The organism is Pseudomonas sp. UFMG81 (assembly GCF_015354575.1).
Classification (GTDB): Bacteria; Pseudomonadota; Gammaproteobacteria; order Pseudomonadales; family Pseudomonadaceae; genus Aquipseudomonas.
Genome location: NZ_JACAFQ010000035.1, coordinates 21,531 through 43,551, shown reverse-complemented (window position 1 = coordinate 43,551; position 22,021 = coordinate 21,531). Strand labels below are relative to the sequence as shown.

Sequence of the window (22,021 nt, the reverse complement as noted above, 5' to 3'; positions counted from 1 at the left end):
TCCGAGCCGGGCTTTTGGTCTGAAAGTCCGGCCGAACGCAAGGGAAAGAGCAAGGTATGTGCCAAGGGCCAGAGGCCGCTGGATTCGGTGTTTGTTATCGGTTTCGCACTAGTGTTCCGTAATGAAGTCACTCCAATAAAACCGGTTTATTCACCTTTCAATTGCTGTGAAGGCGTAGTAAACCCTGCCCTCACCCGCCCTGTAGCGATATCGCTACAATGGAGCGCATTCGGTCCGCGCCATTGGCAGCACCTCATGCTGCTTGTACTGGCCTCATCGCTGGCAAGCCAGCTCCCACCCCGACCGCATAACCCCAGGCCATGCGCTAACCCTGTGGGAGCCAGCACCTTTTGTTGCTTGTACCGGTCTCATCGCCGGCAAGTCGCAGCGGCGAACCGCGCCTCCCACAGGAATCGCACAGGCCTTGGGCTTATGCGGTCAAGGTGGGAGCTGGCTTGCCAGCGATGAGGCCCGGACTGGCAANCCACAAAGTCATCCCTACCCTGCTTCAGGCACCGACCTTGCGCACCGGCGCACGGCTGCGCTGCTGCTGCTCCCAATCCCCCACCAACCCCACCGGCATATCGCTCGGCGCCAGCGGCTCACGCCCGCGCACCAGGTCGGCGGCGCGTTCTGCCAGCATGATGGTCGGGGCGTTGAGGTTGCCGTTGGGCTCGGTCGGGAACACCGACGAGTCGATCACCCGCAGCCCCTGCAAGCCATGCACCCGTAGCGTCGAGTCAACCACCGCCATGTCATCCTCGCCCATGCGGCACGAGCCGCAGGGGTGCATGGTGCTTTCCATGTTGGCGCGCACGAAGGCGTCGATCTGTTCGTCGGTCTGCACCTGCGGCCCGGGCGCCAGCTCCTCGCCGCGGAAGCGGTCCATGGCCGGCTGGGCAAGGATCTCGCGGGTCAGCCGTACGCAGCGGCGGAAGCCCTCGCGGTCCTCTTCGCTTTCCAGGTAGTTGAAGCGGATTTCCGGGTGCTGGTACGGGTCGGCCGACAGCGCCCGCACATGGCCACGGCTCTTGGGTTTGTTCGGCCCGGTCAGCACCATGAAGCCGTGGCCCTTGAACGGCTTGTCACCGTCGTAGCGCATGGCCGCCGGCAGGAAGTGGAACTGGATGTCCGGCCAGCGCAGCCCTTTGGAGGAGCGGATGAAACCGCCGGCCTCGAAGTGGTTGCTGGCGCCCAGGCCATCCTTGAACAGCAACCAGCGCAGGCCGATCATCGCCTTGCCCAGCAGGCTCATCTTGCCGTTGAGGGTGATCGGCTGCTTGCAGGCGTACTGGATGTAGATTTCCGAGTGGTCCTGCAGGTTTTCGCCCACGCCCGGCAGGTGATGGCGCACCTCGATACCGGCCTCTTTCAACACCGCCTCGGGGCCGATGCCGGAGCGCTGCAACAGGTGCGGCGAGCCGATCGGGCCGGATGCGACCAGCACCTCACGGTTGCACAGCACCTTGTGGGTCTGCCCGCCTTCGTCGTACTCCACCCCCACCGCGCGCTTGCCGTCGAGCAGGATGCGCCGGGTCATGGCGTGGGTGACCACGGTCAGGTTGGGCCGGCTCATGGCCGGGCGCAGGTAGGCGTTGGCGGTGGACCAGCGCACGCCGTCCTTGACCGTCATGTGCATGGCACCGAAGCCTTCCTGCATGTAGCCGTTGCAGTCGTCGGTCTTGATGTAGCCGGCTTCGGCACCGGCCTCGACCCAGGCGCCATACAGCGGGTTCTGCATGTTGTTGCCATTGTTGGTGGCCAGCGGCCCGGCGCCGCCACGGTAGTCATCGCCGCCGAACTTGAAGTTTTCGGCGCGTTTGAAGTACGGCAGGCAATTGCGGTAGCTCCAGTTTTTCGCGCCCAGGCTTTCCCATTCGTCGAAGTCGCAGGCATGGCCACGGATGTAGACCAGGCCATTGATCGACGACGAACCACCCAGCACCTTGCCTCGCGGGCAGTGCAGGCGCCGACCGTCCAGGTGCGGCTCGGCCACGGTCTCGTAGCGCCAGTTGTACTTCTTGGTGTTCATCGGCAGGGAGAACGCGCTGGGCATCTGGATCAGCACGCTGCGGTCGCTGCCGCCGAATTCCAGGACCAGCACCGAAGTACCGGCGTCCTCGGTCAGGCGGTTGGCCAGGACGCAGCCGGCCGAGCCCGCACCGATGATGATGTAGTCGTATCGCTTGTTCATGGTTCAGTCCTGTACGCGAAGGCCGGCGGCCTGATCGTGGTGTTGATTGCCCTTGGGGTAGCCGCCCCAGCCCAGGCGCGCCGCCAGCAGGCGGGTCAGGCCGTAGTGCACGAGCCCGGCCAGCAGGCAGGACGGCAACGAGGCGGTGGCGAAGGTGAAGAAGCTGGTGTGGGCCAGGGTTTGCGGGTTGAACACCACCACGTAGATGGCGAAACCCGCCACCAGTGCCAGCAGCGCGATGGGGTTGAAGCCCTTGCAGAAGCGCAGTGGCGAGCCGCTTTGCTCGGCATAGAGGTGGCGCAGGTTGACCCGCTGGCGGCGAAGGAAGAAGTAATCGGCGATGCCGATGCCGGCCAGGGCGCTGTTCAGTGCCGAGGTCCACACCAGGAAGATGAAGAAGCCGTCATAGATCCCCGGCAGCAGCACCACGATGGCCACCGGGATGATGCAGAACAGCCCGATCAACACTGCCCAGCCCAGGCTGCGCAGGCGCTCCCCGGCCAGCTGGCGCAAACCGATCACCGCGGTGTAGAGGATGTTGACCATGCCGGTGAGGTTGGCCAGGGCCAGAAAGCCCAGGGCGATCACCCCGAAGGCCATGCCACCGGCCACGCGCATCCAGGCGGTGGGGTCGCTGCTGCCCAGGGTGGTGGCGGCGAACAGGCTGACCGATTCGCCCAGCACCGCGGCGCCGAAGATGCCCACCAGGTTCGGCCAGAAGGCCGTGCGCTGGTTGCTGCACAGGCGCGACAGGTTGCCGATGTAGGGCCACCAGGAGAAGCCGGCGGCGATGTTGATTTCCACCGCGATCATGAAGTTGACGTGGGGGTTCTCGAACGGTGGCTGCAAGGGCGGCATGGCCAGCAGTTCGGCGAGGCTGTGGCTGCGCAGGATGAAGTACATCAGCGCCAGCATGATCAGGATCAGGCTGGGTGCGATCAGCGCGCTCAGCAGGCGGATCATGTCCGGCCCGCGAATGGCCACCAGCGCCGCCAGCACAATCGCCAGCAGGGCCCCGGCGGTCACCAGCCAGCCATCGCCGTCGGGCTGGGCGTGCTGTACCAGGGTTTCCAGGTTGTCCAGCGCCCGCCCGCACATCAGCCCGAGTACCGCCAGCCAGCCCATGGTCAGCACCACCACCGAGAGGAAGTACACCAGGCGGCTGCCATTGAGGCCGAACATGCTGCGCAGGTAGGTGAACTGCTCGACGCCGTACTTGCCGCACGGCAGGCAGGTGGACGCCGAGGCCAGCACCACCCCGAGAATATTGCCGATGACGATCGCGGCAATGCCCTGCAGCGGGCCGACGAACAGCGCGGTGGCACCGCCGATCAGGAACACCCAGGTAGCCACTGCCAGCGCCGAGTTGGCGTAGGCGTAGCCCCAGAAGCCCCAGACCCGCTCATTGGGCAACAACGGCGTGTCGCCACGTTCGGCGGCCAGGCGAAACTCCTGTTGCCGAGACCCGCTCATGGCTGGCCACCGAGCAGGTAGGCGCCGGCAACCATCACCAGCGTCAGCAGGGCCAGGGCGACCACATCACGGGCGGTCAGTGCACCGGGCCAGTCCGCCCGCTTCTCCATCTCCTCGTAGGCGCGCAGGCGCCGTTCCAGATCTTGTTCACGCTCGACATCCACTTGGCTGTTCATTGGGCATCACCTCGACAGGTTCTTATTGTTGAAATTCGATGCGTTGATGAACCTGCGCCACACGCCAGGCGACGCAGGCCGGCCTTGCTACCTCAAGGCAAGGTGATCCAGACCGCCTTGGTCTCCAGGAAGAACTCCAGTTGCTCGGCGCCCATGTCCTTGCCATAACCGGACTGCTTGTAGCCACCGAACGGCATGGACGGGTCCAGGGTGCTGTGGGCATTGACGTACACCGTGCCGGCGCGCAGGCGCGGGATCAGCCCGTGGACCTTGCCCAGGTCGTTGCTGTACAGCGCCGCCGCCAGGCCGTACTCGGTGTCGTTGGCCAGCGCCAGGGCCTGCTCCGGGGTGTCGAACGGCGCGGTCACCAGCACCGGGCCGAAGATCTCCTCGCGCACGATGCGCATGCGGTTGTCGCAGTTGGCGAAGATCGTCGGCTGCACGTAGTAGCCCGGGCCTTCGACCGGCTCGCCGCCGTAGTACACCTGCGCCCCTTCGGCCTTGCCCAGGGCGATGTAGTCCAGCACCCGTTGCTGTTGCTGGCGCGACACCATGGGGCTGATGAAGCAGTCCGGGTCCAGGCCGGGGGCGATCTTCAGGGTCGCCGTGTAACGGGCCAATGCTTCGAGGAAGGCTGGGTACACGCTGCGCTCGACATAGGCGCGGGTACCGGCATCGCACACCTGCCCTGAGTTGAAGAATACGCCGTTGGCCACCGCTTCGGCGGCGGCCTCGATGTCGGCGTCGGCAAACACGATCACCGGCGACTTGCCGCCCAGCTCCAGGGTCAGGCGCTTCATCTGGTCCATCGCCGCCTTGCCCACCGAGCAGCCCACGGGGGTGGAGCCGGTGAAGCTCAGCTTGTCGATGCCTGGGTGGCGCGACATCGCCTCACCGACCACGCTGCCGCGCCCGGTGACGATGTTGATCACCCCATCGGGGATGCCCGACTGCTGGACCAGCTCGGCAAAGCGCAGGGCCGACAGCGAGGTCAGCTCCGCCGGCTTGACCACCACCGTGCAACCGGTGGCCAGGGCCGCGCCGAGCTTCCAGGCCATGGTTTGCAGCGGGAAGTTCCACGGCACGATGGCGCCCACTACACCAACCGCCTCCTTGCGGGTGTAGGCCAGGTAGTTGCCGGGCAGCGACGGTTCGACGGTACGGCCGTGCAGCTTGCTGGCCCAGCCGGCGAAATAGCGCAACGTATCGACCGTGCCCTGGATATCCACGGCGCGGGCCTGGGCCACCGACTTGCCCATGTCGATCGACTCGATCTGCGCCAACTCCTCGCCATGGGCTTCGATCAGGTCGGCCAGGCGATGGATCAGGCGCTCGCGCTCCAGCGGTTTGAGCTGGCTCCAGGGGCCGCCATCGAACTGTGCGCGGGCAGCCTGCACCGCGCGGTCGAGGTCATCGGCGGTGCCCATGGGAAGGCGTGTGAGCACGCCCTCGGTGGACGGTTCGATGACCTCGGCGCTGGCGCCGTCGCTGGCTTCGAGCCACTCACCGCCGATGAACATGCGCTGCGCTTTGCACAGGAATCGCTGGGTGGCCTCGCTAACGCCAAAGGCCTGCAGGTAGGATTTGACCTTGTTGTCCACTGTCGAAGCTCCGGGTCAGCGCGCCTTGGCGCGGGCATGGAAGATGAAGCCGAGGCTGTTCATCAGCAATTGCGCGGCGAGGATCGAGGTGACGCCGGCCGGGTCGTACGCTGGGGCCACTTCCACCAGGTCCATGCCGACGACGCGCCCCTGGCTGCGCCGGGCCAGTGCCTGGATGATCTCCAGCACTTCGTAGTACTGGAAGCCGCCATGGCTGGGGGTGCCGGTGCCCGGGGCAATGGACGGGTCGAAGCCGTCGATGTCGATGGTGATGTAGTAGTCACGGCCCTCGGGGATTTTCGCCAGCACGCCTTCGCAGCCCAGGCGGCGCACATCGCGCACCGAGAGGATCTGCGAGCCGGCGTCGCGGGCGGCGTCGTAGTCGTCGCGGTTGGACGACGACACGTTGCGGATGCCCAGCTGGGTCATGCCGACGATGTGGTCCAGCTCCGAGGCGCGGCGCAGCGGGCTGCCGTGGCCGTAGCGCACGCCGTGGCGTTCGTCGACGAAGTCGAGGTGGGCGTCGAAATGCACGATATGGATCGGCCCGCGGCCCTCGAAGGCCTTGATCACCGGCGCGTGGATCGAGTGGTCGCCACCCAGCACCACCGGCATGGCACCGGCCGCGAGGATCTGGCGCACGGCCGACTCGATGTTGGCGTTGCTGGTGGCCATGTCGGTGTGGACGATATCGGCGTCGCCGACATCGACCATGCGCAGCTGGTCTTCGGTCAGGTAGGTGGCGTCGTCTTCGAAGTCGTAGGCGCCGGAATGGCCGAATGAGAACAGCGTCGATGCCTCACGAATGCCGCGCGGCCCGAAGCGTGCGCCGGAGCGCCATTGGGTGCCCATGTCGTTGGGCGCGCCGAGGATCGCCACATCGGCATCGATGGCCGCCCAGTCGGTGCAGATGGGCGCCTTGGCGAAGGTGCAATGGCCCACGAAGGGCAGGTTCAGGCGGCCGGATTCATAACCGTGCTTAGCCATGTGCGGGTTTCTCCACTTATTGTTCTGGTCAGGAGACGGCGTGCCTGGGCACCGCCGTTGCAGCCACTATGGCGCCAGGCGGAACCTGGAAAAATGCGCAAGTGCAGATGCATACATCGCCGCAGCCGAAGTATCTGCCGGCAGGCCGCTGCCCGACGCCCCAGGCATTGCGGTGATCAGCCGCACATGGTTAGCTGCGCAAAAAAACAGTGCGCGGACACTCATATCAGCCTCGGCGATGTGAGCAACCGCCCAGGAGGCCAGGGTGATCCAGCTCCACGATGTCGATCTGAAGCTTCTTAGGGTATTCACCACCATCGTCAGGTGCGGCGGATTTTCCGCAGCGCAAGCCGCGCTCAACGCCGGCCAGTCGACCATCAGCGAACAGATGACCCACCTGGAAACCCGCCTGGGGGTCAAGCTCTGCCAGCGCGGGCGCAGTGGCTTTCGCCTGACCGAGCAAGGGGTGGCCATCCATGAGGCCACCCTGCGCCTGCTCAGCGCCGTGGAAAGCTTCTGCCTGGACGCCGACGTGCTCAAACAGCACATCAGCGGCAAGCTCAACCTGGGCATCATCGACTCGACCCTGACCGACACCGCCTCGCCGCTGCCGCGCACCACCCAGCGCTTCGTCTCGCGCGGGCACGACGCCCACCTGCACATCTACATCGGCGCCCCGGCGGAGCTTGAGGAGCGGGTGCTGGACAGCCGGCTGCACCTGGCCATCGGCCACTTCCCCCTGCGGGTGCCGGGGCTGTCCTACCTGCCGCTCTACGATGAGGCCCTGGGGCTGTACTGTGGCCGGCGCCACCCGCTGTATGGGAGCAAGGCGGCCAGTGGCCGGCTGCTGGAAGAGGTGCGGGGCTGCCATATCGTCGTGCGCGGCTACATGCAGCAGTACGACCTGGCGCAACTGGGCGTGAGCAAGGCCGCCGCCACCGTGGAGAACATCGAGGCGGCGGCGATCCTGATCATTTCCGGCGCCTACATCGGTTTCTTGCCGGTGCACTTCGCCGAACAGTGGGTGAAGACCGGCGACATGCGCCGCCTGGGCGCCAGCAGCCTGGACCTGACCTCGCCGTTCGACGTCGTCACCCGCCGCGGGGTGTCGCCACCGCCGATCCTGCAGGCGTTTCTCGAAGACCTGAACGCCTGCCTGCATCAGCCCGGGCTGGGCTAGTTCAGCGCACGAACACGATCCGCTCGGCAGCACTGCGTTGCTTGCTCAACAGCCCCATGGGCCTCAGATCGAAACCAACCCCTGCTCGATCGCATACTTGACCAGCGCCGCCGGCGTATCGATGTTCAGCTTGCGCCGAATGCTCAGCCGATAGGTTTCCACCGTGCGCACGCTGATCCCCAGCTCGCGGGCCATCTCCTTGTTGTTCGCGCCCTTGGCGATCATCGACAGCACCTGCACCTCGCGCGGCGTGAGTTCGGCCTCTTCACGCGGGTTGCTGACCAGCTTGCGGGTGATTTCCGGGCTGTAGAAACTGCCGCCGGCCGCAATCGCCTCGATGGCGGCGATCAACTCGGTGGAGGGGGCGTTCTTCAACACATACCCCAGGGCTCCCGCGTTGATCGAGGTACGCACGTACTCCTGGTTGTCGTACATGCTCAACATCAGGATCTTGATCCCCGGGTACAGCGCCCGCAGCCTGCGGGTCAGCTCCAGGCCGTTGATGTCCTGCAAGCCCACATCCACCAGCAGGATGTCCAGTTCGATGGCCGCCACCAGCTCCAGGGTCTGGGCGCCGGACTCGGCCTGGCCGACCACCTGGAACTGCGGCATCGCGTTGAGCAACGACTTGACGCCATCGCGCACCAGGGCGTGGTCATCGACCAGGGCGATGCGGATGGGAGGGCTAAGGCTCATGGGCAGTCTCGAAACAGGGGATTGGGGGCGTTTAAACGCGGCGGATCGGGATCTGCACCTGCAACTCCGTACGGCCGTTGCTCGATGCAATGCTGAAGCTACCACTGTGGTGGTCGACACGCTCGCGGATGTTGCGTAAGCCAATGCCATGGCTCTCGTCGGCGGCACCCGGGTCGAAGCCGACGCCGTCATCCTGCACCCGCAGCAGGATCTGCCCGCGGTGCACCGCCAGCGCAATGAACGCGGTGCTGGCCTGGGCATGCCGTTCGATGTTCGCCAACGCCTCCTGGATGATGCGGAACAGGGTGAGCGACAGGTCCGCGTCCACTTCAATGTCGTGCAGGTTGCAGGTGCAGTGGGTCCGCACACCCGTGCGCTGTTCGAACTCGCGCACATGCTGGTCGATGGCCGGCGACAGCCCAAGGGTGTCGAGCAACGACGGGCGCAGGTCGTGGGAAATACGCCGGATCTCACCAATGGCGGCGCCCAGCCGCGCGGTGCCCTTGTGCAGGTTCTCCAGGCCCTGGTCGAGGCCGTTGGCCAGCTCCATCGCCGCCAGCTCGAACTGGAACTTGATCGACACCAGCAACTGACTGATGCCGTCGTGCAACTCGCGTGACACCCGCGAGCGCTCCTCCTCCTGGAGGTTGACGATGCGTTGGTTGAGCGCCGACAACTTGCCGTCGGCCAGGCGATGCTCGCTGACATTGAGCATCAGGCCACCGGCGAAGATCACCAGCACCGCCAGCAGCGAGAACGAAGCGATGGCCAGCACCGTGGTCAGCACGCCCGACGCCACCTCCTGGCGCGACTTCAGCGTGGCCACCTCGACATCATCGATGTAGATGCCGGTCCCCAGCATCCAGCCCCAGCGTTCGAGCATCACCACGTAGGCCAGCTTGCCGGTGACCTGCCCGCTGGAGGGCTTCTGCCAGGCGTACAGCTGGTAGCCGTCGCCCTGCTCGGCGCTCTTGAGCAAGGCCTGGATCACCGGCAGGCCGTTGATGTCGGTCATGCCGATCAGCTCCTTGCCGACCAGCTCGGCCTGGCGCGGGTGCATCAGGTTCTTGCCGTTGCGGTCATAGACGAAGAAATAGCCGTCCATGCCGAAACTGGCGTGGGACAGGATCTGCAACGCCTGTTGGCGGGTCTGTTGATCATCGGCGCCACTGCCGTACAACGGCGCGATCAGGCTCATGGCCAGTTGCAGGTAGTTCTTCAGCTCCGCCTTCTTGGCGGCCATGATGCTGCTTTCCACCAGCCGGGCCTGCTCTTCCTCGAGCTTGCGGCTCTGGGCGAACACCAGGACGCAAATGAACAGCACCGACACCAGCAGCGGCAGGACGCTGAGGGTGACGATCTTGTGTTTGAGTTGCATGGTCGTTTCCGCGGAATGGAAAAGGGGCCGCTGCACGCCCCATCGTCAGCTCGCCCCGCTCCCTGTGGGAGCGGGCTTGCCCGCGATGGGCCGCAAGGCGGCCCCGCTTTATGCCACGTTCAACCGCTCAGCAGCAACGCACCGGGCGACCGCTGCCGCCCCCATAGCGCGCATCCTGCCGCTCGCGGAAAAACACCTCGTAGCTCATCACCGGCTGGTCCGGATGCTTGGCCTGCATGTGCTCGACGTAGTAGTCATAGTCGGGCATGCCCACCAGCATCCGCGCGGCCTGGCCGAGGTACTTGCCCATCTTGCTCAGGTCATTGAACATCAGCCACCTCAGGCATCAGGAATGGGCTGGAACGGCGACTCGCGGTCGGTACGCTCCGGCTTGACCCAGGCCCGACGCCCCACCTGAATGGCGAAGAACAGCACGCTCAGCACCACGAACAGGAACAGCACGGTCAGCGTGGCGTTGGTGTAGGCGTTGAAGATCACGTGCTGCATCTGCCCCAGGTCCTTGGCCGGGGCCAGGATCTGGCCGGCGTCCAGGGCGGTGCTGTACTTCTTGGCCAGGGCCAGGAAGCCGACCGCAGGGTTCGGGTCGAACAGCTTGATCAAGCCGGCGGTGGTGGTGCAGATCAGCAGCCACACCGCAGGCAGCAAGGTGACCCAGACATAGCGCTGGCGCTTCATCTTGATCAGCACCACGGTGCCGAGCATCAGGGCGATACCGGCCAGCATCTGGTTGGAAATGCCGAACAGCGGCCAGAGGGTGTTGATGCCGCCCAGCGGGTCGATCACACCTTGATAGAGCAGGTAACCCCAGAGGGTCACGCAGCCCGCGGTGGCCAACAGGTTGGCGCCCCACGACTCGGTACGCTTGAGCGCCGGCACGAAGCTGCCCAGCAGGTCCTGCAGCATGAAGCGCCCGGCACGGGTACCGGCGTCCACTGCGGTGAGGATGAACAGCGCCTCGAACAGGATCGCGAAGTGGTACCAGAACGCCATGGTGTTCTCACCCGGCAGCACCTGGTGGAGGATCTGCGCGATACCGACGGCCAAGGTCGGGGCACCACCGGCGCGGGCCAGGATGGTGTGCTCGCCGATGTCCTTGGCCACCGCTTCGAGCTGCTCGGGGGTGATCAGGAAGCCCCAGCTGCTGACGGTGTTCGCCACCGACACCACGTCGGCGCCGACCACGGCGGCCGGGCTGTTCATGGCGAAGTACACGCCCGGCTCGATCACCGAAGCGGCGACCATGGCCATGATGGCGACGAACGACTCCATCAGCATGCCGCCGTAGCCGATGTAACGGGCGTTGGTTTCGTTGTCCAGCAGCTTGGGCGTGGTCCCCGAGGAGATCAGCGCGTGGAAGCCGGACACCGCGCCGCAGGCGATGGTGATGAACAGGAACGGGAACAGGGTGCCCTTCCATACCGGGCCGGTGCCGTCGGTGAATTGCGTGAGCGCCGGCATTTTCAGCTCGGGCGCGAGGATCAGGATGCCGATGGCCAAGCCGACGATGGTGCCGATCTTGAGGAAGGTCGACAGGTAGTCACGCGGCGCCAGCACCAGCCATACCGGCAGCACGGCAGCGACGAAACCGTAGCCCACCAGCATCCAGGTGATCTGCACGCCGGTGAAGGTGAACGCCGGGCCCCACACAGGGTCCGCCGCAACCAGGCCACCGGCCCAGATCGACAGCAGCAACAGCACCACGCCGATCACCGAGATCTCGCCGATACGGCCCGGGCGGATATAGCGCATGTACACGCCCATGAACATCGCGATCGGGATGGTCGCCATCACCGTGAACATGCCCCACGGGCTCTCGGCCAGGGCCTTGACCACGATCAGCGCCAGCACCGCGAGGATGATGATCATGATCAGGAAGCAGCCGAACAGGGCGATGGTGCCGGGGATGCGGCCCATTTCCTCACGCACCATGTCGCCCAGCGAGCGGCCGTTGCGGCGGGTGGAGAGGAACAGCACCATGAAGTCCTGCACCGCGCCGGCCAGCACCACACCGGCGATCAGCCACAGGGTGCCGGGCAGGTAGCCCATCTGCGCGGCGAGCACCGGACCCACCAGTGGGCCGGCGCCGGCGATGGCGGCGAAGTGGTGGCCGAAGAGGATGTGCTTGTTGGTCGGCACGTAGTCCAGGCCGTCGTTGTTGAGCACGGCCGGCGTGGCGCGAAGGGGGTCGAGCTGCATCACCTTGGTGGCGATGAACAGGCTGTAGTAACGGTAGGCAACGAGGTAGAGGGCGACGGCGGCGGTCACGATCCACAGGGCATTGATCGCTTCGCCCCGGCGCAAGGCCAGGGTGCCCAGCGCGAAGGCGCCAAGCAATGCAACGGCGAACCAGGCAATTCGGGTAGCCAGTTTGGACATTGGAGGGTCTCCTGCCACGGGCGGATGGCCTGCGGCGGTTTTTGTTGTTGTGTGCGCCCGGGTAGGACGTTGCACACTTTCGGCTCAGTCCGCCACGGAAAACAGTCGCAGTACTACGCGCAAGGACTAAGTAGTACTACGTAGAAACCAGCACCGCCGACGCAGAGCTCGCCGCGTCAGTCAGCGTCCTTGAGCGGCCATTGTGCAGCCAGCGCCCAGTTGCCCCAGCCAATACCCCACATCCACCTCATCGATCTGCTCCGGGCGCAGGAAGCGCTCGGCATACTGGCGGTACACCCCGCTTTCGAGGAACAGCCCCAGCAACTGCCCGTCGATGTGCTGGTCACGGGCCATGGCCACCATGATCTTCACCGACTCGGACAAGGTCTTGGCCGGTTTGTAGGGCCGGTCGGCGGCGGTCAGTGCCTCGAAGATGTCGGCGATCGCCATCACCCGCTCGGCAATGCCCAGGTCGTCCCGGCCCAACCTGCGCGGGTAGCCGGTGCCGTCGAGCTTCTCGTGGTGGTTGCCGGCGATGGCCGGCACCCGGCGCAACGGGCGCGGGAACGGCAGCGCGCTGAGCATGACGATGGTCTGCACGATGTGCTCGTTGATCTTGAAACGCTCCTCGTCGTTGAGCGTGCCGCGGCGGATCGACAGGTTGTACAGCTCGCCGAAGTCGCTGGCGTGGGCCGGCAGGCGCATGTCGAAACCCCAGACGTTGCGCGGATCGTCCCGTGCCACCGGTGGCTTGCGCGCGCCCCAGGGCACCCGGTGCTCGGGGCGGTCGGCCAGCAGCGGCTCGGCCACCGGCAAGGTGGGCGCAGGCATGCCGGCATAGCGCTCCTGCTCGTCACGGGAGATCCCCAGGCGGTTGTCGAAATGCCGCAGCCAGCGGCGCTGGGCGATGCGCTGCAAGCGCTCGACAGCGTCGTCGCCCATGAACTCGCCACCGATATTGGCCTTGGCGACGAAGGCGAATTCCGCTTGCAGTTCAGCGCGACACTGTTCCAGGGTGCGCTGCAACGGCCCCTGCGGCGCACCGTCGGCCAGGCCCTGCCAGTAACTGATCTCGGCATCGCGCCACAGCACCTCGAAGCGCATCCGCACCTCGTGGATGCGGTTGTACAGGGTCTCCAGCTTGGTCGCCTTGTCCACCACGTACTCGGGGCTGGTGACCTTGCCGCAGTCATGCAGCCAGGCGGCGACGCGAAACTCGTAGCGCTCGGCCGCGCTCAGGGTGAAGTCGGCATAGGGGCCGCTGTCGGCCTGCACCGCCTGGTCCAACAGCATCTGCGCCAGTTGCGGCACCCGTTCGCAATGGCCGCCGGTGTAGGGGCTCTTGGCGTCGATGGCATCGGCCAGCAGCTTGATCATGGCGTCCAGCAGGCGCTGCTGGGCCTCGACCAGCTGGCGCGTCTCGATGGCCACGGCGGCCGCACCCGACAACTCCTCGACGAAACGGCGAAACGGCTCGCCCCCCTGCCCCTCGTCCGCCAATTGCAACACCAGGATGCCCAGCAGCGCCTGGCCGCGGTCGTCAAGCTGCACCGCCAGGCTGCGTTCGCCCAGTGCCAGGGCCCGGGTCACGACGCCCGGCAGGTCTGCACGGGCCTGGTCATCGACCGCCAGCTCAGTGGGATAGTCCCGGCGCCGGCAGGAGGCGGCCAGGCGCAACCGCCCGTGCGCTTCTTCGTACAGGTACACCGCGCCGCCAGCGACCCCGGCGGCCTCCACCAGGTGCCCCAGCACGCCGTCGAGCATGCGCTCCAGGTGGTTTTCACGGCTGAGCGTGAGGGTGATCGCCTGGAAACTGCGGATCGTCCCGGACATGCGCCCGAGCACCCGGCTCAGTTCGCGCACCTCCGACACCCGCGAACGCACCCCCACTTCGCGGCTGAAATCGAAGGCGGCCAGGCCACGCACCTGGTCGGCGAGCTGGCGCAACGGCCGGCCGATGCGCTGGCCGAGCATCGCGCCGAGCAACAGCAGCACGGCCATCAACCCGGCGGTGAACAGCAACTGCTCGAACAACACCTTGCGCGCCCCGGCCAGCAGTTCATGGGCCGGCACCGCGATCAGCACTTGCAGGTCTTGCCCGGCCAGATTGGTCAACTGCACCCGCATGCCGTACCAGGCCTGCCCTTGCACCTCGTAGCGCTGCGGCTGGCCGCCGGCAGGCATGTCGGTGTGGATGCGCGCCAGGCTGGGTACGCCCAGTTCGGCAAGGCGCGACAGGCGCACCGCCTCCCCGTCGCGAACGATCACCCGCGCCAGGTCCGGGTAGGCCACCACGCTGCCCTGGTCATCGACCACGGCGATTTCGGTACCAGGGGTCATGCGCAGGCCGCGGCTTTCGCTGGCCAGGTCGTCGACCGAGACGTCCATGCCCACCACGGCCGCGCCGTCGGCGCTGCGCTGGGCCATGGTCAGGCCGATCTCGCGGGTGGTGAAGAACACGTAGGGGTGGGTCAGCACGGTGGTGGCCTGCGCCGAGGCCTCGACGAACCAGGGGCGCTGGCGTGGATCGTAGTGATAGTCGGGCCGCGGCTCGACCTTGAGCAGGGTCAGCGCCTGGTCGTAGAAGCGCCACTGGCCGAGCATCGCGCCGTCTGCGCCCAGGCTCATGCTCTGCACCAGCAAAGCGCTGCCGGCTGGCGCGGCGAAGCGTTGCCGCATCTGCCCGTCGCGCAACGGCCGCACCAGCAGGAACTCGCCATTGGCGTAGCCCATGTAGGCGGCGCTGAGCATGGGGTTGGCGTTCAGGCTTTCGACCAGTTGCCCAAGCTGGGCAAGGCGCAGGTCCAGGTTGCCGGCGGCCGGGTTGACGGCGAGCAGGCGCAGGCTGCTGTGCACCGGGTCGACCAGGCGCCTGGCACGTTCCTCGATGGTCCTGCCGGCCTGCTGGGCGGTATCGCCGGCAGCGGCCACCAGGGTCTGGCGCAGGCCGGCGTAGCCTTGCCAGGCCAGTGCCACGCCGAGCACCAGCATGCCCAGCACGATGGCCAGCGCTACCAGCAGTTGCAGGGAGATGCCCCGGCCCGGGTTGTTCATGGCGGCGCCTCAGCCACGACTGGCAGGGCAACCTGCGCGGCTGCCGCGCACGGCGTCGGCGAGCTTGCGCAGGTTGGCCTGCTGGGCCTCCACCAGGCTGGCCACACTGTTCTGTGCCGGGGTCTGCACCGAGGTGCGGCAGGTCAGTTCGGCCTGGCCTGGGCGGGCCAGCCGCCACACCGCCTCCAGCAGTGCGTACTGGCCCGGCACCGAGTCGAAGCGTTGCACGTCCACCCGCAGCACGGCCCGCTGCTTGCCGCCGACCGGGCCGCCCAGTAGGTCCTGCAAGGCGCTGCGCAGCTCGTCCACCAGGCTGGCACCCCACCATTCGGTCTCCAGGATCACCAGGCCGCTGGTGCCCTGGCGCACCACCAGTTGCGGGCGGTCCACCTGCGGCGGCAGGCTGACCCGCTCCACCAATATCGCCTCGCCGCCATCGCGCACCGGCTGTGGGGCGACCAGGGTGTGGTAGGTGTTCGGCGTACTGCGACAGCCCAGCGTCAGCGCCACCAGCGTGCCCAGCAACAGGAAATGCAGCGTACGCATCGGCGCTTGCTCCTTGGCCGTGTTCAGGGTTGCACGTCGTCCGCGCCGGCGGCCTTCGGCCGGCCACGGATCAGCGATTCAGGGTGGCGGCCCAGGTAGTCGGCCAGGTCGCGCAGCGAGCGCGACATGCGCTCCAGTTCCTGCAGGGTGTCGCCGAGCTTCTCCCGTTGCGGCGAGTCTTCGGCAATCGCCGAATTGGCCGTGCGCAGCGTGGTCTGCACCTGCTCCAGGGTGGCCTTGACCCCCGGCAACGTCTGCCCGTCGAAGCGTTTGAGGGTGACGCGCAGCTCGCGCAGGGTGCCGTCGAGGTTGCCGGCGATGCTCTCCAGCGGCAGCTTGCCGATACGCTCGACCACATGCTGCAACTGCTCCTGGAGTTTCTCCAGGCTGCCCGGCACGGTGGGAATGACGATGGGCTCAAGGCTGGGGTCGAAGGCGACTTTCGGCGCCTCGGGGTAGAAGTCCAGCAAGACGAACATCTGCCCGGTGATCAGGTTGCCGCTGCGGGCCTGGGCACGCAGGCCGTGGTCGACGAAGGTACCGATCAAGCGGCGGGTGCCGGCGTCGTCATCTGGGCTGTGGTGGAAGGCCTGCAGCATCTTCTGGTGCACCGGCCCCAGCCGCTGCGGGTAGATCACCGCATCGACCACCACCGGGAAGGTTTGTTTTTTAGCGTCGTAGTCGAGGGTGACGGCAATCACCTTGCCGAACTCCACGCCCTTGAATTCCACCGGTGCCCCCGGCGACAGGCCGCGCATCGACTGCTCGAAGCGCAGGCGCAGGTACTGGGACTTGCCGGTCGGCGGCGCCAGGGCCGCGTCGCGATCGACGAACAATTCGAAGGCCTGCTGGTCGGCGGCGGGCGCGGTGGCCACCGCATAGTCCGGCGTGCCGAAGGCCAGCCCGCCCATCAGGATCGACGACAGCGACTGGGTCTCGACCTTGAGCCCATTGGCGCCGAGCTGCATGTCGATGCCGCTGGCATTCCAGAAGCGCGTGTCGGTGGTGACGAAGGCGTCGTACGGGGCCTGTACGAATACATCGATGTCGACGCCCTGGCCGTCTTCCTTCAGCGCATAGGACACCACCTCACCCACCGCAATGCGCCGGTAGTAGATCGACGAGCCGATATCCAGCGAACCCAGGTCACTGGCGCTCAGCACGAAACGCTTGCCCTTCTCGCCATAGGTGATCGCGGGGGGCGCTTCGAGGCCGACGAAGGTCTTCTCGGGGCTTTTCGACTCGCCCGCATCGGCGCCGATAAAGGCCCCCGACAGCAGCGTATCGACCCCGGACACCCCGCCAGCGCCGATGCGCGGGCGCACCACCCAGAAGCGCGCGCCCTGGGTGGCGAACGATTCCGCCTCCTTGGACAGCTCGACCTTGGCCACCACGCTCTTGCGGTCCGCGGCCAGCTCCACCGAGCTGACCTCGCCAATGGTCACGCTGCGGTAGCGCACCTGGGTCTTGTGCGCCACCAGCCCTTCCCCGGTGCGGAACGAAATCGAGATCACCGGCCCTTGTTCCATCCAGTTGCGCACCACCAGCGAGGCGCCGACCAGCAGTGCCAGGATCGGCACGATCCACACCAGCGAGACGTTCAGGCGCCGTGTGCGTACCTGGGCCTGCCCCGGTTCGCCAGGGGTCTGGGTTTCATGCGCCATCGCGGTGCTCCCGGTCGTGTGGAGTGTCATCCCAGATCAGCCGGGGGTCGAAGCTCATGGCCGCGAACATGGTCAATACCACCACCAGGCCAAAGAACAGGATCCCCGGACGCGGCTCGATGGTGCCCAGCCCCCGCAACTGCACCAGCGCGGCCACCAGCGCCACCACCATGACGTCGAGCATCGACCAGTAGCCGATCAGCTCGACGAAGCGAAACAGCTGCGAGCGCTGGCGCCGCGCCCACTGGCTACGGCGCTGGGCGGTGAGCAGCAGCAGGCCGAGCGACAGGAACTTGATTGCCGGCACACCAATGCTGGCGATGAAGATGATCAGCGCGATATCCCACGCCCCCGCCTCCCAGAACTCCAGCACCCCACCACCGATGGTGCTGTCGCTGCCCTGGCCGAGCATCTCGGTACGCATCACCGGCAGCACGTTGGCCGGTACATAGAAGATCAGCGCGGCGCACAGGAACGCCCAGCCCCGGGCGATGGGGTTGGCCTTGCGCCGATGCAGCGGTGCGCCACAGCGGCCACACTGATGCCGGTCGTGGGCCAGCTCGCAGGCCTGGCCACAGCCATGGCACAGGCACAGGTGCAGGTCGTCGGCCAACGTGGGCGTACTCATAGCTGCCCCCAGAGGTCGCGAATATCCTTGCCGGCAATGAAGATCAGCAACAGGCTCAGGGCCGCCAGGGCGATCAGGCCGATACCCGGGATCACGTCGAGCAGCCCCGCCAGCTTGATCACCGCCACCATGGCGCCGAGCAGGCACACCTCGAGCATGCTCCAGGGCCGCAACCCTTCCAGCGCGCGCATGCAGCGGGCAAAGCCCGGCGCGCGCCGGCCGCCCAGGGCGAAGCCCAGCACCCAGGCCAGCAGGGTGATCTGCAACACCGGGGCGAAGATGATCGCCAGGGCCAGCACCAGGGCGATGAAGGTGATGCTGCCGCTGCTCAAGATCAGCACCGAGTCCCACAGGGTGGCCGAATTGCTCAGGCCGCGCATGCTGATGGTCATCACCGGGTAGGCGTTGGCGAACACCAGCAGCACTGCGCCGGTCACGCACAGCGCCAGGCGCTGCTGCACGCTCAAGGGGTTGTGCCGATACAGCACGCCGCCACAGCGGGTGCACAGGGCACTCTGGTGACGGTGCAGGGGCGAGCGCCGGTAGACGGCGTCGCAGTACTCGCAAATGATCAGGTTGTCCGCCTGGGCCATGGGTATTCCCGATGACAACTCCGAGGGCCCGCCACAGGGGGCAGGTGCTGGGGTTCAAGACTAGTCAACAGACGTGACATCTGCGCCACCTCGACGTTGGCATTTGACGACAGCCATGGCCAGCGTCTGGATTGCGCACATACTCAAGCCGAACCGTCGGCGCAGGCCGTTGCAACGAGGGGTGAGCGATGATCGAGCTGGTGCTGGGCGCGCTGCGTGCCAATCCGGAAATTGCCGTGTTCCTCGCCATTGCCCTGGGCATCCTGCTGGGCCGTGTGAAGCTGGGCAGCTTCCACCTGGGTTCGGTGGCCGGCGCCCTGCTGATGGGGCTGGTGATCGGCCAGATCGGCCTTGAAGTGCCCCATGAACTGAAATCGGTGTTCTTTGCCCTGTTCATCTACGCGGTGGGGTTCAAGAGCGGCCCGGAATTCTTCGGCAGCCTCAACCGCGGCACGCTCAAGCTGGTGCTGCTGTCGGTGGTGCTGTGCGCCACCGCGCTGGCGGTGATCCTGGCGATGAACGCCCTGTACGGTTTCGATGCCGGCTTCACCGCAGGCCTGGGTGCCGGTGCGCTCACCGACACCGCGATCATGGGTACCGCCAGCAGCGCCATCGCCCAACTGCCCCTGGACGCGGCGGCCAAGGCCCAGCTCAACAGCCATATGGCGGTGGCCTACGCCATCACCTACGTGTTCGGCACCATCGGCCTGGTGGTCTTCGTCGGCAGCCTGGCGCCGCGCCTGCTCGGTGTTGACCTGCGTGCCAGTGCCCAGGCGCTGGAGCGCGAACTGGGCATCGAGCGTGAAGAGGACGCGATCAGCATCCCCTACACCCGTATCGTCGTGCGTGCCCACAGGCTGGCGGCACCCCAGGCCTCGGGCCTGAGCATCGAAGCCTTCGAGGCGCGCCACCCGGCCTTGAGCATCGAGCGGGTCACCCGCGCCGGCCAGTACCTGGACCGTGATCCGGCGCTGGCGCTGCAGCCCGGCGACATCCTCGGCATCTATGCGCTGCGCGATGCCGTCAGCGACCTGCATGACTGGATCGGGCCGGAGGTGGACCACCCCGACAGCCTGTCCTTCCCCACCCGCAGCGCCGACATCGTGCTGACCAACCGCCAGTTGGCCGGGCGCACCTTGCACCAGGTCAAGGCGGCGTTGATCGGCGCCGACCGCATGGGTTGCTTTCTCACCGGCATCACCCGCCAGGGCCTGGACTTGCCACTGCTGCCGCAAACTGTATTGCGCCGTGGCGATGTCATCAGCCTCACCGGCCGGGCCACCAGTGTCGAGGCCCTGGCCGCGCAACTGGGGCGGATCCGCGAGCACAGCTACCGCAGCGACATCGCCTTGCACTCCCTGGGCCTGGTGCTGGGGTCGCTGGCCGGGCTGTTGTCCACCCATGTCGGGATGATCCCGGTGGAGCTGGGGGTCGGTGGCGGTGTGTTGCTGGCCGGTTTGCTGATCGGTTGGTACAACTCACGACACCCCGAGCTCGGCGCCCTGCCCCCGGCGGCGCAGTGGGCGTTTTCCGAGTTCGGCCTGACCGCCTTCGGTGCCGTGGTGGGCCTGCTGGCGGGGCCTGCGGCGTTGACGGCGATCCGCGAACAAGGCCTGGCGCTGCTGCTCGCAGGCGCGTTGGTCACGCTCATCCCACCGCTGGTCACGCTGTATTTCGGCCGCTACGTGCTGCGCCTGCACCCGATGATCCTGTTCGGTGCACTGGCCGGGGCGCAAACCGAAGCGGCCTCGATGAACAAGATCATCGAACAGTCCGGCAGCAATACCCCGGTCATCGGCTTCACCGTTTGCTACGCCATTTCCAACGTGTTGCTGGCGGTGTGCGGGCCGATCATCGTCGCGTTCGCCTGAGTTGCACCTGAGCGGGCTCAACCAAAGTTGCGGGTCGAAATGTGTCGTCTAAAGTATCAACGCTGGTGATCGGCGTTTGCTTCTCATTCCGTGGCACCGCGGGTGTCGCCAAAGGAGCATGTCACCGGGTTGCAATACAGCTAGTCTGCCTTGCTGCACAACGGCGTTCGCTGGCAGTTGCCGAAAAGGTACAGCGCTTCCATTCAAGAGGAGCCTGTGATGAGCGTGTTCGAGAAACTGTTCCGCCGTGCCGACCTGCCATGAAGCGCCTAGCCAGGCTCACTGCAACCTTGGGGCTGTGCTGCGTGGGCCACAGCGCCTGGGCCGGCGGCATCCTCATCTACGAGGCCGGCCAGGAAGGCAACGGCCTGGCCAATGCCGGGGCTGCGGCGCTGGCCAACGACCCCAGCGTGCTGATGAGCAACCCGGCCGGCATCACCCAACTCAAGGGCACGCAGATCAATGCCAACGCACAGGTGATCCTCGGCGACCTGGGCTTCTCCCGCGACAGCGGCAACCAGTTCGATGGCAACGAGGGCGGCAACGCCCTGCAGTACCTGCCCGGCGCCAGCCTGTTCGTCAGCCACCAGCTAGACGAGCGCTCGGCCATCGGTTTCGGCATGTACGGCAACTTCGGCCTGGCCCTGGACTACGACGATGACTGGGCCGGCCGCTACTTCACCCAGGAAGCCGCGGTCATCGGCGTTTCGCTGCAACCCACCTGGGCCTACAAGTTCACCGACGACCTGTCGATCGGCATCGGCCCGCGGATCATGGTCGGCTACTACCGCACCGAGATGGCCATCAACAACAACCTGCTGGGCCTGGCCGACCGCCCCGATGGCCAGCTGGAGTACAAGGATACCGACGTGGGCGTCGGCGCCAACCTTGGCCTGCTGTACCAGCTCGATGCCCGTACCCGCCTGGGCCTGGCCTACACCAGCAAGGTCAAGCTGGAGTTCAAGGACAAGCCGCACCTGAGCGACATCAGCAACCCCCTGCTCAACGTCGCCCTGCGCCGCCTGGACGTGGACGACCTGGAGCTGGACCTCAATGTGCCGCAGACGGTGACCTTCAGCATCGCCCACCAGCTCGACGACCAGTGGACCCTGCTCGGCAGCCTCAATTGGCAGGACTGGAGCGACTTCGGTGATGTCGGCGTGGAGGTCGACAGCAACGCCGGCGGTACCAGCCGCACCGTCGACCGCAAGTACAAGGATACCTGGCACGCCTCGATCGGCGCCCAGTACCAGGCCAGCAAACAGTGGCGCTGGAGCATGGGCCTGGGCTACGACAGCTCGGCGGTCGACGACAAGGATCGCACCGTCGACAACCCCATGGGCGAGGCCTGGCGCCTGGCGGCCGGGGTCAACTACCAGGTCGACGAAGGCCTGGACCTGCACCTGGCCTACACCCTGGTGTGGCTCGGCGACATGGACGTACAGCAAACCAAGGCGCGCTCCGGCAACACCCTGTCCGGCAGCTACGACAACAGCGCCCTGCACATCATCGGTGGCGGTGCCACCTGGCGGTTCTGAGGCTCCCCGCGCGGGCGGGGCACCGTTCATCGAGAGAAGGAGAAG

At 66.4% G+C, this 22,021-nt stretch carries 17 protein-coding genes; 3 read left to right on the top strand and 14 right to left on the bottom strand.

The window, feature by feature from the left end; genetic code table 11:
• Positions 1–508: 508 nt before the first annotated feature.
• The 5 genes from betA to speB all read right to left on the bottom strand — a co-directional run bounded on the left by betA (position 509) and on the right by speB (position 6,431).
• Positions 509–2,194 carry a choline dehydrogenase gene (betA, locus tag IX761_RS21700; RefSeq protein WP_194791561.1) on the bottom strand — a complete coding sequence of 562 codons (1,686 nt, stop codon included), beginning with the start codon at positions 2,192–2,194 and terminating at the stop codon, positions 509–511.
• Between the two features lie 3 nt (positions 2,195–2,197).
• Complete coding sequence (locus IX761_RS21695) at positions 2,198–3,667, bottom strand: purine-cytosine permease family protein (RefSeq protein WP_194791560.1); 1,470 nt, start codon at positions 3,665–3,667, stop codon at positions 2,198–2,200.
• Positions 3,664–3,843, bottom strand: a complete 180-nt coding sequence (locus IX761_RS21690; RefSeq protein WP_194791559.1) for a hypothetical protein — start codon at positions 3,841–3,843, stop codon at positions 3,664–3,666. Before IX761_RS21690 ends, IX761_RS21695 begins: the two co-directional genes overlap by 4 nt.
• Positions 3,844–3,935: 92 nt before the next feature.
• The gene (locus IX761_RS21685; RefSeq protein ID WP_194791558.1) at positions 3,936–5,444 is read right to left on the bottom strand and encodes an aldehyde dehydrogenase family protein; all 1,509 of its coding nucleotides are present in this window, start codon (positions 5,442–5,444) and stop codon (positions 3,936–3,938) included.
• Between the two features lie 15 nt (positions 5,445–5,459).
• Positions 5,460–6,431, bottom strand: coding sequence for an agmatinase (speB, locus tag IX761_RS21680; RefSeq protein WP_194791557.1), 972 nt, complete (start codon positions 6,429–6,431; stop codon positions 5,460–5,462).
• Positions 6,432–6,696: 265 nt separating this feature from the next.
• Between speB and IX761_RS21675 the strand changes: the two genes are divergently transcribed.
• Complete coding sequence (locus IX761_RS21675; RefSeq protein WP_194791556.1) at positions 6,697–7,611, top strand: LysR family transcriptional regulator; 915 nt, start codon at positions 6,697–6,699, stop codon at positions 7,609–7,611.
• 63 nt (positions 7,612–7,674) lie between these two features.
• Here the strand turns inward: IX761_RS21675 and IX761_RS21670 are convergent, their stop codons facing one another.
• From IX761_RS21670 to IX761_RS21630, 9 genes are all read right to left on the bottom strand, one after another.
• Complete coding sequence (locus IX761_RS21670) at positions 7,675–8,307, bottom strand: response regulator (RefSeq protein ID WP_194791555.1); 633 nt, start codon at positions 8,305–8,307, stop codon at positions 7,675–7,677.
• A gap of 31 nt (positions 8,308–8,338) precedes the next feature.
• Complete coding sequence (locus IX761_RS21665; protein WP_194791554.1) at positions 8,339–9,685, bottom strand: cache domain-containing protein; 1,347 nt, start codon at positions 9,683–9,685, stop codon at positions 8,339–8,341.
• A 127-nt stretch (positions 9,686–9,812) separates the two neighbouring features.
• Entirely contained in the window at positions 9,813–10,016 is a 204-nt protein-coding gene (locus IX761_RS21660; RefSeq protein WP_194791553.1) for a YbdD/YjiX family protein, read from the bottom strand.
• Between the two features lie 8 nt (positions 10,017–10,024).
• Positions 10,025–12,082, bottom strand: a complete 2,058-nt coding sequence (locus IX761_RS21655) for a carbon starvation CstA family protein (protein ID WP_194791552.1) — start codon at positions 12,080–12,082, stop codon at positions 10,025–10,027.
• Between the two features lie 180 nt (positions 12,083–12,262).
• Positions 12,263–15,136, bottom strand: a complete 2,874-nt coding sequence (locus IX761_RS21650; RefSeq protein ID WP_194791551.1) for an HD domain-containing phosphohydrolase — start codon at positions 15,134–15,136, stop codon at positions 12,263–12,265.
• A 9-nt stretch (positions 15,137–15,145) separates the two neighbouring features.
• Positions 15,146–15,682, bottom strand: coding sequence for a PqiC family protein (locus IX761_RS21645; RefSeq protein ID WP_194791550.1), 537 nt, complete (start codon positions 15,680–15,682; stop codon positions 15,146–15,148).
• Between the two features lie 23 nt (positions 15,683–15,705).
• Positions 15,706–17,346 carry an intermembrane transport protein PqiB gene (locus IX761_RS21640; RefSeq protein ID WP_194791549.1) on the bottom strand — a complete coding sequence of 547 codons (1,641 nt, stop codon included), beginning with the start codon at positions 17,344–17,346 and terminating at the stop codon, positions 15,706–15,708.
• Positions 17,336–17,974, bottom strand: a complete 639-nt coding sequence (locus IX761_RS21635) for a paraquat-inducible protein A (RefSeq protein ID WP_194791548.1) — start codon at positions 17,972–17,974, stop codon at positions 17,336–17,338. Before IX761_RS21635 ends, IX761_RS21640 begins: the two co-directional genes overlap by 11 nt.
• Positions 17,971–18,567 (bottom strand): paraquat-inducible protein A, encoded by a 597-nt coding sequence (locus tag IX761_RS21630; RefSeq protein ID WP_194791547.1) that lies wholly within the window; start codon positions 18,565–18,567, stop codon positions 17,971–17,973. The genes IX761_RS21635 and IX761_RS21630 overlap by 4 nt, the downstream gene beginning before the upstream one ends.
• Positions 18,568–18,755: 188 nt before the next feature.
• Here IX761_RS21630 and aspT point away from each other — a divergent pair, with 188 nt between their 5' ends.
• A complete protein-coding gene (gene aspT / locus IX761_RS21625; protein WP_194791546.1) occupies positions 18,756–20,438 on the top strand; it encodes an aspartate-alanine antiporter in 1,683 nt (560 codons plus the stop codon).
• A 260-nt stretch (positions 20,439–20,698) separates the two neighbouring features.
• Positions 20,699–21,976, top strand: a complete 1,278-nt coding sequence (locus tag IX761_RS21620) for an OmpP1/FadL family transporter (protein WP_194791545.1) — start codon at positions 20,699–20,701, stop codon at positions 21,974–21,976.
• Positions 21,977–22,021 lie beyond the last annotated feature (45 nt).